12 protein-coding genes and 1 pseudogene are annotated in these 14,483 nt (G+C 72.5%); 4 read left to right on the top strand and 9 right to left on the bottom strand.

The features are described from left to right. The first annotated feature begins 117 nt into the window (after window positions 1-117). The 3 genes from MVG78_RS05195 (at window position 118) to MVG78_RS05185 (ending at window position 2,927) form a co-directional block, all read left to right on the top strand. On the top strand, window positions 118-930 hold the full coding sequence (locus MVG78_RS05195) for an EcsC family protein (RefSeq protein WP_247558834.1): 813 nt from the start codon (window positions 118-120) through the stop codon (window positions 928-930). A gap of 63 nt (window positions 931-993) precedes the next feature. Then, window positions 994-1,587 carry a class I SAM-dependent methyltransferase gene (locus MVG78_RS05190; RefSeq protein WP_247558833.1) on the top strand — a complete coding sequence of 198 codons (594 nt, stop codon included), beginning with the start codon at window positions 994-996 and terminating at the stop codon, window positions 1,585-1,587. 80 nt (window positions 1,588-1,667) lie between these two features. Beyond that, window positions 1,668-2,927 (top strand): AmpG family muropeptide MFS transporter, encoded by a 1,260-nt coding sequence (locus tag MVG78_RS05185; RefSeq protein WP_345892860.1) that lies wholly within the window; start codon window positions 1,668-1,670, stop codon window positions 2,925-2,927. A 360-nt stretch (window positions 2,928-3,287) separates the two neighbouring features. On the opposite strand, the gene MVG78_RS05180 is transcribed toward MVG78_RS05185, so the two are convergent. The 8 genes and pseudogenes from MVG78_RS05180 to MVG78_RS05145 form a co-directional block, all read right to left on the bottom strand. After that, window positions 3,288-4,085, bottom strand: coding sequence for an NAD-binding protein (locus tag MVG78_RS05180; RefSeq protein WP_247558829.1), 798 nt, complete (start codon window positions 4,083-4,085; stop codon window positions 3,288-3,290). Next, a pseudogene (locus tag MVG78_RS05175) lies at window positions 4,084-5,151 on the bottom strand (monovalent cation:proton antiporter-2 (CPA2) family protein); the annotation flags it as partial. The gene MVG78_RS05180 and the pseudogene MVG78_RS05175, both read right to left, overlap by 2 nt. 124 nt (window positions 5,152-5,275) lie before the next feature. Then, a complete protein-coding gene (locus MVG78_RS05170; protein ID WP_247558827.1) occupies window positions 5,276-6,496 on the bottom strand; it encodes an FtsX-like permease family protein in 1,221 nt (406 codons plus the stop codon). A 67-nt stretch (window positions 6,497-6,563) separates the two neighbouring features. Further along, window positions 6,564-7,292, bottom strand: a complete 729-nt coding sequence (locus tag MVG78_RS05165) for an ABC transporter ATP-binding protein (protein ID WP_247558825.1) — start codon at window positions 7,290-7,292, stop codon at window positions 6,564-6,566. Then, window positions 7,285-7,734, bottom strand: coding sequence for a hypothetical protein (locus tag MVG78_RS05160; RefSeq protein WP_247558823.1), 450 nt, complete (start codon window positions 7,732-7,734; stop codon window positions 7,285-7,287). Before MVG78_RS05160 ends, MVG78_RS05165 begins: the two co-directional genes overlap by 8 nt. Before the next feature lie 4 nt (window positions 7,735-7,738). Beyond that, entirely contained in the window at window positions 7,739-9,487 is a 1,749-nt protein-coding gene (locus tag MVG78_RS05155) for an alkaline phosphatase (RefSeq protein ID WP_247558821.1), read from the bottom strand. A 250-nt stretch (window positions 9,488-9,737) separates the two neighbouring features. Then, the gene (locus MVG78_RS05150; protein WP_247558819.1) at window positions 9,738-10,382 is read right to left on the bottom strand and encodes a LysE family translocator; all 645 of its coding nucleotides are present in this window, start codon (window positions 10,380-10,382) and stop codon (window positions 9,738-9,740) included. Window positions 10,383-10,395: 13 nt separating this feature from the next. Further along, window positions 10,396-11,031 carry an FMN-binding negative transcriptional regulator gene (locus tag MVG78_RS05145; RefSeq protein WP_247558817.1) on the bottom strand — a complete coding sequence of 212 codons (636 nt, stop codon included), beginning with the start codon at window positions 11,029-11,031 and terminating at the stop codon, window positions 10,396-10,398. A gap of 86 nt (window positions 11,032-11,117) precedes the next feature. Here MVG78_RS05145 and pdxR point away from each other — a divergent pair, with 86 nt between their 5' ends. Beyond that, a complete protein-coding gene (gene pdxR / locus MVG78_RS05140) occupies window positions 11,118-12,515 on the top strand; it encodes a MocR-like pyridoxine biosynthesis transcription factor PdxR (RefSeq protein ID WP_247558815.1) in 1,398 nt (465 codons plus the stop codon). A 440-nt stretch (window positions 12,516-12,955) separates the two neighbouring features. Here pdxR and MVG78_RS05135 read toward each other — a convergent pair whose 3' ends face one another. Then, window positions 12,956-14,422 carry an MFS transporter gene (locus tag MVG78_RS05135; RefSeq protein ID WP_247558813.1) on the bottom strand — a complete coding sequence of 489 codons (1,467 nt, stop codon included), beginning with the start codon at window positions 14,420-14,422 and terminating at the stop codon, window positions 12,956-12,958. Window positions 14,423-14,483: the final 61 nt, after the last annotated feature.

Below are 14,483 nucleotides of genomic sequence, written 5' to 3'. Positions count from 1 at the left end.
GTGGCCGGAGGAACACGGGGCGGCGACGGACGGGATTCGGGAGACGGTGCGAAAACCCGGCTTTCGCAGGCGGGGACCGCTGAAACCACGAGGCGCCAGGGCCATTTGCCTGTCGAGATGAACACATCCCCTTCCACCGCCCTCACCGCCGCGCCTCTTACCCCCGAGGCCCGCGCCGAACTGGCCGGGGCCGTGCGGATCCTGGAGAACCCCTCCCTCGCCGCCCGCATGGCGGCGATGGCGGGCACGCCCGTTTCCGCGCTGAAGCGCCGGCTGCCGGAATTCCTGCAGGCCGGCATGGACGGCGCCGTGCGGCGGGCGATCGAGGCCGCCTGGAAGGCGGCCCTGCGCTCGAAGCCCGGGCGGGCGCCGCATGGGCTGGCGCCGGACTGGCTGCATCGCGGGCTGGCGGCGGCCTCGGGCGTCGCGGGCGGGGCCTTCGGGCTGGCGGGGACGCTGACGGAACTGCCGGTCGCCACCACCATCCTGCTGCGCCAGATCGCCTCCGAGGCGGCGGAGCAGGGCGAGGACCTGTCCGACCCGATGGTGCAGGCGGAGTGCCTGAAGGTCTTCGCCCTGGGCAGCGAGGACCTGGACGACGACCCGGCCCAGAGCAGCTATTTCGCCGCCCGCATCGCCCTGGCGCAGGTGCTGCCGAACGCGGTCACCAATCTCGGCGCGGCGGTGATGCCGGGCTTCCTGGCGCGCATCGCCGGCCGCTTCGCCGCCTCGGTGGGGTTGAAGCTCTCGGCCCAGGCGGTGCCGGTGCTGGGGGCGGCGGCCGGGGCGGCGATCAACCTCTCCTTCCTGGAGCATTTCCGGAACGTGGCGCGGGCGCATTTCACCGTGCGGCGGCTGGAACGCGCGCATGGGCCCTCGGCGGTGCGGGAAGCCTATGAGGCACTGCGGGACGCGCGCATGGCGGCATGAAGCCGGGGCGCCGCCCGGAGGGGGACGTGCCGGTGGCCGGATGAACCGCGGAGGGGAACAGCCATGGATGAGGCGACGCTGCGCGCCTATGACCGGGTCGCGCCGGATTTCGCGGCGGAATGGGAGGCCCAGCCGGCACCCAGCGACCTGCACGATGCCGTGCGCCGGTTCTTCCTGCCCGGCCCCACCGCCGATATCGGCTGCGGCAGCGGGCGCGATGCCGCCTGGCTGTGGGAACAAGGCTATCCAGCCGAAGGGTTCGACGCCTCCGAGGCCCTGCTGGCGGAGGCGCGGCGGCGGCATCCAGCGATCCGCTTCCGCCATGCGGTGCTGCCCGGGCTGGAGGGGATCGCGCCGGAAAGCCTCGCCAATATCCTCTGCGAGACGGTGATCATGCATCTGGAGCCCGCCACCGTGGTGCCGGCGGTGGCGCGGATGCTGGAGATCCTGGTACCCGGGGGCGTGCTCTATCTGAGCTGGCGGGTGACGGAGGGGACGGACCGGCGGGACGGGTATGGGAGGCTCTACGCGGCCCTCGACCCGCGGCCGGTGCTGGAGATGCTGGAGGCGGGTGGCATCCTGCTGGATGAGGAGGCCGACAGCCTGTCCTCGGGCCGGCCGATCCGGCGCGTGGTGGCGCGCAAGGCCCTGGCCTAGGACCACCACCCCGCCGGCATCCGCCCGGCCAGGACGGCGCGGCGCTTCCAGCGGCGGGCCGGTTGGGGCAGGCTGGGGCGGTGAAGATCATCGACCGCCGCTTCCTCGTCATGCTGGCGCTCGGCTTTTCCGCCGGGCTGCCCTTCCCGCTGACCGCCTTCGTCCTCCGGCAATGGATGTCCGAGGCGCAGGTGGACCTGACCGCCATCGGGCTGACGGCGCTGATCGGCCTGTCCTATTCGCTGAAGTTCCTGTGGTCGCCGCTGCTGGACCAGGCGGCGCCGCCGCTGTTCCGGCGCTGGGGGCAGCGGCGCGGCTGGCTGGGGACGATCCAGCCGCTGCTGGCGCTGGCCATCCTGGGCGTGGGGCTGACCGACCCGGTGGCGCATCCGGGCTGGATGGCCAGTCTCGCCGTGCTGGTGGCCTTCCTTTCCGCCTCGCAGGACATCGTCGTCGATGCCTACCGCATCGAGGTGCTGGAGGAGACGCAGCAGGGCTACGGCCTCGCCTGCTATGTCTGGGGCTATCGCGGCGCGCTGCTGGTGGCGGGGGCCGGGGCGCTGGCGACGGTGGGCTTCGCGGGCTGGGCCGGCGCCTATGCCATGTGCGCCGCGCTGATCCTGATGGTGGGCTTCGTCGCCACCGCCTTCGCACCGCGCCCGGCGGAGGCGCCGCTGCGGGCGCTGCCCTGGGCCCGGCGGATGCGCTCGGGCATGGTGGACCCGTTCCTGGACTTCATGCGGCGGCCGGCCTGGCTGGCGATCCTGGGCTTCGTCTCGCTCTACAAGCTGGGGGAGGCGCTGGCGCATGTGATGACCACGCCCTTCTATCGCGAGCTGGGCTTCTCGCGCCTCGACGTGGCGCAGGTCTCCTCGGTCTTCGGGCTCTTCGCGACGCTGCTCGGCGCGCTGGCGGGCGGCTGGCTGATCCGGCGCATCGGCGTGGCCAGGGCGCTGGTGATCACCGGGCTGGGGCAGATGCTGTCCAACCTGATGTATGTCGCGCTGGCGCGGGCCGGGCACGACATGGGGATGCTGTGGCTGCAGGTGGGGGTGGAGAACGTGACCGGCGGCCTCGCCGACGCGGCCTTCCTCACCTATCTCGGCAGCCTGACCAGCCGCTCCTTCACCGCGACCCAGTATGCGCTGCTGTCCTCGCTGGCCGCCCTGCCGCTGCACACGATCGGCGGCTCCTCCGGCTGGCTCGCCGCCCGGCTGGGCTGGGAGAGCTTCTTCGTTATGACCACCCTGGCGGCGCTGCCGGCCATGGTGCTGATGCTCTACCTGCTGCGCCGCCTGCCACCGGCGCCGAAGGTCGCGCTGGCGGAACCGGCGGAGTAGACCGGCCCGCCCGCGCCCGGGCCTTTGCCGGCCGGCGGCGGGGGAGAGGCCCTGCCTCTCCCCCCGGCCCCCACTCCGCCAGGACCCTGCGGGCCCTGGACCCCGGGAGCTGGCTCTGGGTGGTGATCGCCAACCCCGCGGCTTCATCCCGAAGCGCGGCGGACAGGTGGGGCACTCAAGGAGGAAAACACCATGCCCGCGCTCGTGGCGGCCGCAGTCGCCGGAGAGCCAAGCTCTCCGGCGCGATCCGGCCGCAGCAGGCGCCAACGAACCGGGTCCAGGGCGCGCAGCGTCCTGGCGGATGGGGGTATCGGGGGCGAAGGCGGAGCCTTCCCCCCGGGCCACGGGCGCCAGGGCGGATCAGTCCCTGCCCCCGGCGGCGGTGCCTTCCGCGGCGCGGGCGTTCTCGGCGGCGCGCATGGCGGCCTCGGCCTCCGGGTTGAGGGCCTGGCCAAGCCGGCGCGGCGGGGTGAGCGGGCCGGGGACGGGGCGGTTGCCGTACATCAGCTCCTGCCCGGCGAGCAGCCCGTCGCAGAGCTGGATGTCCAGGCGCTGGCGGTCGCGGCGGCGGACCTCGGCGGTGATCTCGGCGGCCTCCTCCTCCGGCACGTCGAGCCCCTCCAGCGCGGCGCGGCCCATGGCGAGGGCGCCGTCGAAGGTTTCTCGGATCTCGAAGTCCACGTCGCGCTTGATGAGCTCCAGCGTGTGGCCGCGGTCATAGGCGCGGACATAGAGCTTCGCCTGGGGGAATTCCTCCTGCGCCAGGGTGACGATGCGGTCGGTGGTGGCGCGGTCGGCGGTGCAGACCAGGATGGCGCGGGCACGGCCGGCGCCGGAGGTGCGCAGCACGTCGAGGCGGGTGCCATCGCCGTAATAGACCTGGAAGCCGAAGCGGGCGGCGGCGCGGATCATCTCCACATCCGTCTCGATGGTGGAGACGGTGAAGCCCCGCGCCAGCAGGGCCTGGCTGGCGACCTGGCCGAAGCGGCCGAAGCCGATGATCAGCGCGTCGCCATGCAGGGAATCGGCACAGCCGCTCGATGCCCTCCATCGAGGGCGTGGCGCGTTCCGGCCATTTCTCCGCCAGCAGCACGGCGAGCGGGGTGAGCGCCATGGAGAGGATGACGAGGGCGGTGAGCATCGCGCCGGTGCGGGCATCGACCAGCCCGGCGGCACCGGCGGCGGCATAGAGCACGAAGGCGAACTCGCCGCCCTGGGCGAGCACGGCGGCGCGGCGCACGGCCTCCCGCGTCCCGGCGCCGGAGAGGCGGGCGACGAGGAAGACCATGGCGGACTTGGCCAGCATCAGCACGACCACGCCGGCCAGGATGAGCAGGCCGTCGCTGCGCAGCACGCCGAGGTCGAGGCTCATGCCGACGCCCATGAAGAAGAGGCCGAGCAGGATGCCGCGGAAGGGCTCGATATCGGTTTCGAGCTGGTGTCGGAAGGTGGATTCCGAGAGCAGGACGCCGGCCAGGAAGGCGCCCATGGCCATGGAAAGGCCGCCGAGCTCCATGGCCAGCGCAGCACCGAGGACGACGAGCAGGGCGGCGGCGGTCATCACCTCCCGCGCCCCGGCGCGGGCGAGCAGGGCGAACATCGGGTTGAGCAGCCAGCGGCCGGCCGCGACCAGGGCGGCGAGCGAGAGCAGGGCGAGGCCGATGGAGGCCCAGCGCGAGCCCTCCGCCTCATGCCCGGGGGCGAGGATCGCGACCAGGGCGAGGAGCGGCACGATGGCCAGATCCTCCAGCAGCAGGATGGAAACGATGCGCTGCCCGGCGGGGGTGGAGACCTCCCCCTGTTCCTCCAGCACCTGCATGGCGATGGCGGTGGAGGACAGGACGAAGCCCATGGCGGCCACGAAGGCCACGGCGGGGGCGAAGCCGGCGAGCCAGAGGATGGCGGTGAGCACGGCGCCGCAGGCGCAGACCTGGGCGACGCCGAGGCCGAAGATCTCCCGCCGCAGGCCCCAGAGGCGGGAGGGCTGCATTTCCAGCCCGATGATGAAGAGGAACATGACGACGCCGAGTTCGGCGATGTGCAGCACCGCCCCGGGTTCGGCGACGAGGCGCAGGCCGAAGGGGCCTATGGCGAGGCCGGCGGCGAGGTAGCCGAGCACGGAGCCCAGGCCCAGGCGGCGGAAGACTGGCACCGCCACCACCGCCGCGCCGAGCAGGATGACGACCGGGGCGAGGTCCGCGACATAGCCTTCTTCCGCCGCCATCCGCGTGCCCTTTCCTGCCGGTGCGGGGCGGAGCTTAGGCGTTCGGGGGCGGTGGGAGCCAGGGCGGTGGGAGCCAGGGCGGGCACCGGAGAATGACGGACCAGAAAGTGCCGCCCTGTGTCGGTCAGTGGCGCAGGTCGGCCTCGACCGGGCGGCGGCTGGTGGCGAAGGCGGGCAGCAGGGCGGCGAGCAGGCCGAGCACCCCGGCCACGCCCGGCAGCAGCAGGTCCTCCCAGTCCGGGCGGATGCCCAGGCTGAAGGACAGGTCGGGCGCGGCCAGCCGGGCGAGGAGGACGGCGAGGCCCAGCCCCAGGCCCAGGCCGGCGATCGCCCCGGCGCAGAGGATCACGCCCATCTCCACCCAGACGGTGGCCAGTACATAAAGGGGTGGCGCGCCGATCGCCCGCAGCGTGGCGAAGTCCCGCCGCCGCGTGGCCAGCAGGGCGGAGAGCGAGAGGAACACCGCCAGCAGCACCAGCACCGTGCAGGCCCAGGCCATGCCGCCCATCAGGTCGCGCACGTCGCCCAGCACGTGCAGCAGCGGCACCAGGACCTCGGCCGGGAAGACCGCCGTGCTGTCCGGCCCGCGAAAGGCGGAGCGCAGGCGGTAGGCATCGGCCACCCCGACCGGCGTGACCACCACCGCCGGCACGCCGGGCGGGTCGGTCCAGGGAGGGCCGAGGCGCTCCTCGTCCTCCGCCTCCTCGCCATGGCCATTGCCCAGGCCGTGCAGTTCCCAGACGCTCTCGATGGGCACCAGGATGGCGCGGTCCCAGGCATTGCCCTGCGGCGGCAGCCTGCCGACCACCCGGTAGTGGCTGTGCTCGTGGCCATGCCCCTCCGCCTCGTCCGGATCGACATGGCGCCCATGGCCGGGGGTGAATTCCTCACCGGGGCGCAGCGGCACGGCGGCGCCCGCCACCGCCTCGAAATGTTCGGCGAAGAGCCGGCCCTCGGCCAGGGGGCGGCGCCCGCCGCGGGTGACGAAAGGCTCGGTGACGCCCACGACAGGGTTGCCGCGCCAGTTGTCGCCGAAGCCGATCGGCGAGGACCAGGCGATGCCTTTTTCCGCCTGGAGGCGGCTCAACACCGTGCCGGGCATCAGCGGGACGGCGTCGGGGCGCAGGAAGACGGTGGCGAGGACGAGCTGGGTCGGGCTGCCTGGCGCGCCGATGACCAGGTCGAAGCCGGAGACGGCACGGATGGAGCCGGCCTGCACGCCGCGTTCCACCGCCCCCACCGCCACGCCCAGCGCGACGGAAAGGGCGACCAGCAGGGAGAGTGCCGCCGCCGTCCAGGGACGGCGGCGCAGCGAGGCCAGGGCGACGGGCCAGGGATTCATCATGGTCGCTTCATCGCGCGCGATTCATCGGAGGACGGTTCGCCAGGGAGGGGCTCACCAGGAGGGGCCGTCATGGGAGGAGGAGGGCACCGCCCTCGATCCGGCCACGCTGTTCCAGCCGGTCCAGCAGGCGTGGGTCGTGGCTGGCGGCCAGCAGGGTGGCGCCAGCCTCCGCCGCCAGATCCAGCAGCAGCGTGGCGACCGTGGCGGCGGCGGCATCGTCCAGGCTGGCGGTGGGCTCGTCGGCGACCAGCACCGCGGGGCGGCCGAGCAGGGCGCGGGCCAGGGCGACACGCTGCCGTTCCCCCCGGCTGAGCGCGGCGACGGGCTGGTGCCCGGCGGGCAGGCCCAGCCGGCGGAGCAGCGCCACGGCGGCCGCGGCTTCCTCCGCCGTGGGGGCCCAGCGGGTGAAGCGGATGGGCAGCAGCACGTTGCCCAGCGCGTCCAGCCCGTCGATCAGATGGAACTCCTGGAAGACCATGCCGACATGGCGCCGCCGCCAGGCGTCGCGGCCGGCGGGCGGCAGGGCGGTCAGCTCCGTCCCGCCCCAGGCGATGTGGCCGGCGAGTGGCTGGGCGATGCCGGTCAGGGCGTGCAGCAGGGTGGTCTTGCCGGACCCCGATGGGCCGGCGATGCCCAGGCTGGCCCCGGCCGGCAGATCCAGCGCAGGGATCTCCAGCAGCCGGCGCGGCGCGGCGCCGCGCTCGGCCACGCCCAGCACCAGCCCGCGCACGGACAGCGCGCCGGCGGCGGGGCGGGCGGCGGGAGCGGAGAGGCGCTCGGACAGGCTTTCAGGCACGGGCGAATTCCGCGTCGCGCAGGCGGAGCTGGCTGACGAAGCCGGTTTCCGGATCGGTCCAGGAGCCGGTTTCCAGCCGGCCGGTCACCTCGATCCGTTCCGAGGGATCAAGCGGCAGGGCACGGCGGCGCAGGTAGACCACCAGGATGTCCGGAGGCCATTCCGCGTCGGAGGAGCAGAAGGGGCAGATCGACATGGGCTCGCGGGTCAACACGAAGAAGATCGCCTCGGCGGAAAGCGGCGGGGCCATGTAGCCGCGCAGGGAGACGATCCGACCGGCGAGGCGCTGCACCTTGTCGGAGAAGCGCAGGCCGGTGACGCTCCAGGTGCCGTAGAGCTCGTCGAAGCCGAGCCGCTCCGGCGCCGCCCGGGCGGAGCCCGGCAGCAGGAGGGCCGGCGCGCCGAACATGGCGCGCCGGCCGAGCATGTGGCTGCCGGCCAAGCCCCTACTGGCCAAGCCCCAGCGCCTCGGCCATGCCGCGGAAGACATAGGTGTTGTCCACGAAGCCATGGAAGCGCTCGCTGCCCGGACCCCAGGCGCGGAGGATGCCGTCATCCACCGCATGCACGCCGGTATCAGCGGTGCGCGGCAGGACGCCCTCGCGCCGCTGCGCGCCCGGCTGCTCGCAGAGCTTCTCGTTGGCGACGTAGATGTCGCCCTTCTTCACCGCCGGCACGCGCTGGCCGTCCAGGCTGGGGCGGAAGGTCTCGCAGTAGTCCGGCGTGGCGCTGTAGAAGACGGCCAGGCGGCGGCTGACATCGACCCGGGTCGGATAGTGGTCGGCATCCGGCGGGGGATAGTTCGGGAAGCCCGCATCCTGATAGACGCCCACCTTGTCGCGCATCAGCGGGCCGGGCTTGTTGTCGTCCACCGTGCCCATGATCGACATGCCGTGGGTGTGATCCGGCACCACGATGATCAGCGTGTCGTTGCGGTCGGCCGCCCAGTCGCGCGCCACCTTCACCGCGTTGTCCAGCATGATGGTGTCGAACACCGCCCGCTCCCAGTCCAGCGGGTGGTTCGCCTTGTCGATCAGCCCACTCTCCACCATCAGGTAGAAGCCGGCCGGGTTGCGCGAGAGCACCTGCAGCGCGGCGCGCACCTGCTCGGTCAGGTCCGGCTGCTGCGGGAAGCGTTCGGTGGTGCCGCGGTGCAGCACGCGGCGGTCCAGCGCGCCGTCCATGTTGCCCAGGTTGAACAGGCCGAGCAGGCGGCGGGTCTCGGGCTGCGCCGCGGCCTCGGCCAGGCCGCCCGCCGTTTCGGCGAAGGCGTAGCCCTGCTGGCGGAAGGCGTCGAGCATGTTGCGCTCGTCCGACCGGCGCGAGCCGGCGACCGAGCGCGGCAGGAGGGAGGCGGAGCCGCCGCCCATCAGCACGTCCACGCCGCTGTCGAGCATCTGGTCGGTGATGGGGATGTAGTCGGAGCGGCGGCGGGTATGGGCGAAGACCGCGGCCGGGGTGGCGTCCTGGATCTCGGTGTTGGTCACCGCGCCGACCGACATGCCGCGGGTGCGCTGCACGATGCTGGCGAGCGTCTCCACCTTGGGATGGGCCAGGGTGTCGGCGGCGCGGCTGGGATAGACGTTCAGCGCGTTCACCGCCGATTTGTGGCCGGTGTTATAGGCGGCGGCCGAGTTGGCGCTGTCGGTCGCGATGCTGTCCACGCCGGAAGTGCCGACCGTGGCCATGGCGGGGAAGTTGTCGATGGTCAGGCGGCCGTCGTAGCGGCCCTCCCGGATGCCGCGGGACAGGATGCGTGCGGCGGTCACGTTGGCGACCGTCATGCCGTCGCCGACGAAGAGGATGACGTTGCGGGCCTGGCGCCCGTTGCCGGCATAGACCTGCCAGGTGACGCTGGCGGTCTGGGTGCCGTCGGTGGCGGTCGCGGTGTAGACGCCGGGGGTGGCGAGGCTCGCATCCCGCAGCAGGACACTGGAGGCCGCCTTGCCGTCCTCGCGCTCGATGAATTCCGGCGCGCGGCCCAGCACCGACTGGACGTCGCGCCCGTTGATGGTGACGCGCAGCTTGTCCTGCGCCACCACCCCGGGGAACTCCACCTTCAGGTCGAAGCGGCTGCCGGCCAGGATCTCCGCCCGGTCGATCGGGTAGATGGTCTGCGCTTCCGCGCCTCTCATGCCCGCCAGTCCGGTGGCGGCTGCCAGGCAGAGCAGCCCGGTCTTCCAGATCCCAACCATGTCCCAACCTTTTCCCGGCCGCTCGAATCGCGGTTTCCGGTCCGGGACGATACGGTCGATCACTGGCTCCGGGAGACCGACAAAGAAATTTCATAAAGACGGACCAGGCGGGCAGCCATGGTGGGTGGCCGGAACCGGGCAGGCGCGCCATCCGCGCCCCGTCCCCGCCGGTGCGGGGCTGGAACGCTGGCGGCGGCCAGGATCGGGGGCGAAGGCGGGACGGGAAAAGCCCCCGGGACCGGGACCGGCTTCAGGGAGCGGGCCGTCGTACCAGCGCCAGACCAATGCCGAGCATGATCATCGCAGCGCCCGATGCCTCCCGCAGGCGGCGGACCAAAGCGGGGCGTGCCGCCGCGCCGTCGCGGAGGCCGCCCGCCGCGAAGGCGACCGCGACATCGGCCAGGGTGTTGAGCGCGACCGATGCGAAGCCGAGCACCACGAACTGCAGCGCCACCGGGCCGCCGGGGTCCACGAACTGCGGGACGAAGGCCAGGAAGAAGGCGGCCGTCTTCGGGTTCAGCGCCTCGACCAGCACGCCCTCGCGGAAGGCCCGCCACGGCCCGGCCGGCGGGGCTGCATCGCCGGCCAGGGCCACCGGGGCCTCCCGGCGTGCGGAACGGAAGGTGCGGAGGCCGATCCAGACGAGATAGGCGGCGCCGGCCAGCTTGAGCGCGGTGAAGAGCTCCGCGCTGGCCAGCACGATGGCGGACACGCCCAGGCCGCCCGCCAGGACATGGACCATGCCGCCCAGCCCGGTGCCGAGGCTGGAGGCCACGCCTTCCGTCCGGCCGCCGGCGAGTGTGCGGGCCGCGACGTAGAAGAGCCCCGGGCCGGGTGTGATGGCGAGCAGCAGTGCCGCGGCCAGGTAGAGGGCGAGTTGGGACAGGTCGGGCATGGCGAGGCGCCCCTCAGCCCGGGATCAGCGCCGCGACGGCGCGGTCGGAGGGCCGGTCGCTGGCGGCGAGGCCGGCGGCGGCGCCCGCGCGGTCCTCGGCGCTGCGGTTCTGGCTCATCTTCCGCTTGCCGTCGATGCGCGTGATGGGCAGGCGCAGGCCGACGATCCCCTTGAGCTGGGCACGGATGAAATCCTCCGGCGCATCGGCCACGGCCCAGGGCCCGGCGCCCGATGCCGCGCGGGGCGCCTCGTGCAGCGCGGTCAGCCGCGTCACGACGTCGAGCAGGCGGCCCGCATCCTCGAAGAACTCGGCCGGGCCATAGGCGTGGACGGCGACGTAGTTCCAGGTCGGCACGACCTTCCCATGCTCCTGCTTGGAGGGATACCAGGCGGGGCTGACATAGGCGTCCGGCCCGTTGAACAGGGCCATGGCCTCGCCCGCCGGCGGCAGCCTCCATTGCGGGTTCGCGCGGGCCAGATGGCCGTAGAGCGTGCCGTGGGGACCTTCCTCCGGCACGAGGAAGAGCGGAAGCGGCGTGGCGATCAGACCTTCCGCCGTGGCCGTGACCAGGTTGGCCAGGCGGACCTGCCGCATCGTCGCGTGCAGGACGGTCAGGTCATCGTCGCGGAAGGCGGGCGGGACATACATCGGCAGGGCCTCATCGATCGGGCTGGACCATGGTCCGGTACTGGCCCAGAAGGAACATCCAGTTTCCAGCGGAAACGGAGGGCCAGTTGCCAGGCAAGGCGGCGGAGGCGTGGCCCCGGGACGGAGTCGCCCGGCGGATCTGCGCGTCGATCAGGGAGCGGATCGCCTCGGGCCTGCTCGGCCCCGGCGCCCCCCTGCCCTCCACCCGCGCCCTGGCCGCCGAATGGGGCGTTTCGCGCACGACGGTGACGGCGGCCTATGACCAGTTGATCGCCGAAGGCTATCTGGAAACCCGACAGGGCACACGGGCACGGGTCGCGCCACGGCTCGGCCCGATGCCCACGGTGCCGGAGCCAAAGCCGTCCGGACCAGAGCCGCCCGATCCGCCCGGGCAGCCTGGAAGGCTGTCGGCCTATGGCCGGAGGCTGGAGGAATTCGACCTGCCGCCCCCGCGTGAAGACAGGGGGATGATCGCGGATTTCCGCTATGGCGACCTCGCCGCCGCCGACTTTCCCCGGCTCGCCTGGCGCAGGGCGCTGGTGGCGGCCCTGCTGCGCCGCCCCCGGCGCCTCCGCTATGGCGATCCGCGCGGCTCCCCGGCCCTGCGCGATGCCCTGCGGGGCTATCTCTGGCGCGCCCGGGGGCTGCGCTGCGAGCCGGACCAGATCGTGGTGGTGAATGGCTCGCAGCAGGGCCTGGACCTCTGCGCGCGGCTGCTGCTCGACCCCGGGGACCGCGCCGTCATGGAAGACCCTGGCTACAACCTCGCGCGGCAGGTCTTCCTGGCCGCGGGGGCGGAGGTGATCCCCACCGCCGTGGACCGGGCCGGCATGGCGACGGAGGCGCTGCCCGGGGCACGCCTGGCCTATGTCACGCCCTCGCACCAGTTTCCGCTCGGCGGCGTCATGCCGGCCGGGCGGCGGCGGGAACTGCTCGCCTGGGCCCGGCGCACGGGCGCCCATGTCGTCGAAGACGACTATGACAGCGAGTACCGCTTCGACATCGCCCCCATCCCACCCCTTCAGGCGCTGGATGAGGCGGGGCGGGTGATCTATCTCGGCACGGTGTCCAAGACGCTCTCGCCCGGGCTGCGCCTCGGCTATCTCGTGCTTCCCGCATCGCTGTCGGCGGTCTTCGCCAAGGCGAAGCGGCTGACGGACCGGCATTCGCCCGGACTGGAGCAGGAGGCGCTGGCCGGGATGATCGAGAGCGGCGCCTATGAGCGCCATGTGCGCCGTGTCCGCCGCCGCAACGGGGAGCGGCGCGCTGCCCTGCTGGCGGCCCTGTCGGACCATCTCGGCAGCGCGGTGAAGGTGGTGGGCGCCGAGGCCGGGCTGCATCTCGTGGCCTGGCTCCCCCATGTGCCGGCCGCGGCGGAGGATGCCCTCGTCGCCCAGGCCCGCGCGGCGGGGCTCGGCCTCTATCCCGTCACGCCGCTCTATGCCCCCTCCCCGCCAGCCGCCACGATATGGCAGGGCTGGTGATGGGCTATGCCAGCCTCGACGAGCCCGCCATCCACGGGGGCGTGCGGCTGCTGCGGGATGTGCTGAACGGTTTTGATTTTGGAAGGAATGGTCTGTGATGGTGGCGGCCTTGGGGGCAAGGCTTTGCCTCGCCCCCAAACTCCCACTCCACCAGGACCCTGCGGGCCCTGGACCCGGTTCGTGGGCGCCTGCTGCGGCCGGAGCGCATGGCGCTCCGGCGACTGTGGGCGCCACCAGCGTGGGCAAGGTGTTTTTCTGCTTCTGGGAGCCCAGTTGATCCACCTGTTCCCAGGGATCGGGTGGCAGATTGACCTGGCCACCCGGCGCCAACGAAAGGCGGGGTCTGGGGAGATACGATCTCCCCAGCGGAGGGGGACCGGGGGAGGCGGCGCCTCCGCCCGGGGGATCAACCGGAGCAGCGCCCAAGCCCCGGATGAGCTTCACTCCGCCGCATGCGACAGGGGTGTCGCCACATCCTCCAGCGAGCGGCGTTCGGCGGCGAAGCCCAGCTTCCATTCGGTGGCGGCGGCGATCAGCATCAGGGCGGCACCCAGCATGTAGCCCCACATGATGTTCTCGCGCGCTCCGCCCTCGATCAGCGCGCCGAACAGGGCCGGGCCGGCGACGCCGCCGATGCCGGTGCCGAAGGCGTAGAAGAGGGCGATGCCCATGGCGCGCATCTCCAGCGGGAAGCTCTCGCCCACGGTGAGGTAGGCGGCGGAGGCGGCGGCGGAGGCGAAGAAGAAGATCACCGTCCAGGCCGCCGTCTGCTCCCAGGCGGAGAGCCAGCCCTGGGCGAAGGCATAGCCGGTGGCGGCTATCAGGATGCCGGACAGGGCGTAGGTGGCGGTGATCATGGGCCGGCGGCCGATGCTGTCGAAGAAATGGCCGAGCAGCAGCGGGCCCATCAGGTTGCCGACCGCGAAGGGCAGCATGAACCAGCCGATATGGTTGGCCTCGATGCCGTAGAAGCGGGTGAGCACCAGGGCGTAGGTGAAGAAGATCGCGTTGTAGCAGAAGGCTTGGCAGGCCATCAGCACGATGTTCAGGATGGAACGCTGCGGATAGGTGCGGAACATGGTGGCCGCGACCTCCCGCAGGCTGGTGTGGGTGCGGGGCACGAGGCGGATGGTGCGGTGCTCCGCCTCCGGCAGGGGGCCATGGTTGTCGCGCACCCAGTCCTCGATGTCGCCGATGATGCGCTCGGCCTCGTGCTGTCTGCCATGGGTCATCAGCCAGCGGGGGCTTTCGGGAATCCAGCGGCGCAGGAAGAGGACGATGAGCGACAGGGTGCCGCCGATGCCGAAGGCGAGGCGCCAGCCGAGTTCCGGGTCGATCACGCGCGGGTCGAGCAGCACCACCGCGCCCAGGGCGCCAAAGGCGGCGCCGGCCCAGAAGGTGCCGTTGACCACGAGGTCGGTGACGCCGCGGCGGCGGGCGGGGATCAGTTCCTGGATGGTGGAGTTCACCGCCGCGTACTCGCCGCCGATGCCCGCGCCGGTGAGGAAGCGGAACAGGGCGAAACTCCAGAAATTCCAGGAGAAGCCGGTCGCGATGGTGGCCGCCATGTAGACCAGCAGGGTGACGGTGAAGAGCTTCTTGCGGCCCAGGCTGTCGGTGAGGCGGCCGAAGAACAGGGCGCCCAGGACGGCGCCGATGAGATAGGCGGAGGCGCTGAGGCCGATCTGGGTTTCCGTCAGGCGCAGGACGGGGCTGTTGTGGATGGCGCCGCCGAGCGAGCCGACGAGGGTGACCTCCAGCCCGTCCAGGATCCAGGTGATGCCGAGCGCCACGACCACCAGCCAGTGGAAGCGCGACCAGGGCAGGCGGTCCAGCCGGGCGGGGATGTCGGTCTCGAAGCTGGCCTTCCCGGTTGCCGCTGTGGCGGTGCTGGCGCGTCCCTCCATCGGTCCGATCCTCCCCTCCCTGTTGTCGCGGTCCCCGCCCTCCCTGGCACGGGCCGCCCGG

The organism is Roseomonas gilardii subsp. gilardii, from assembly GCF_023078375.1.
Classification (GTDB): domain Bacteria; phylum Pseudomonadota; class Alphaproteobacteria; order Acetobacterales; family Acetobacteraceae; genus Roseomonas; species Roseomonas gilardii.
The sequence above is the reverse complement of the archived record's forward strand: the minus strand, read 5'-3'. Positions and strand labels throughout refer to the sequence as shown.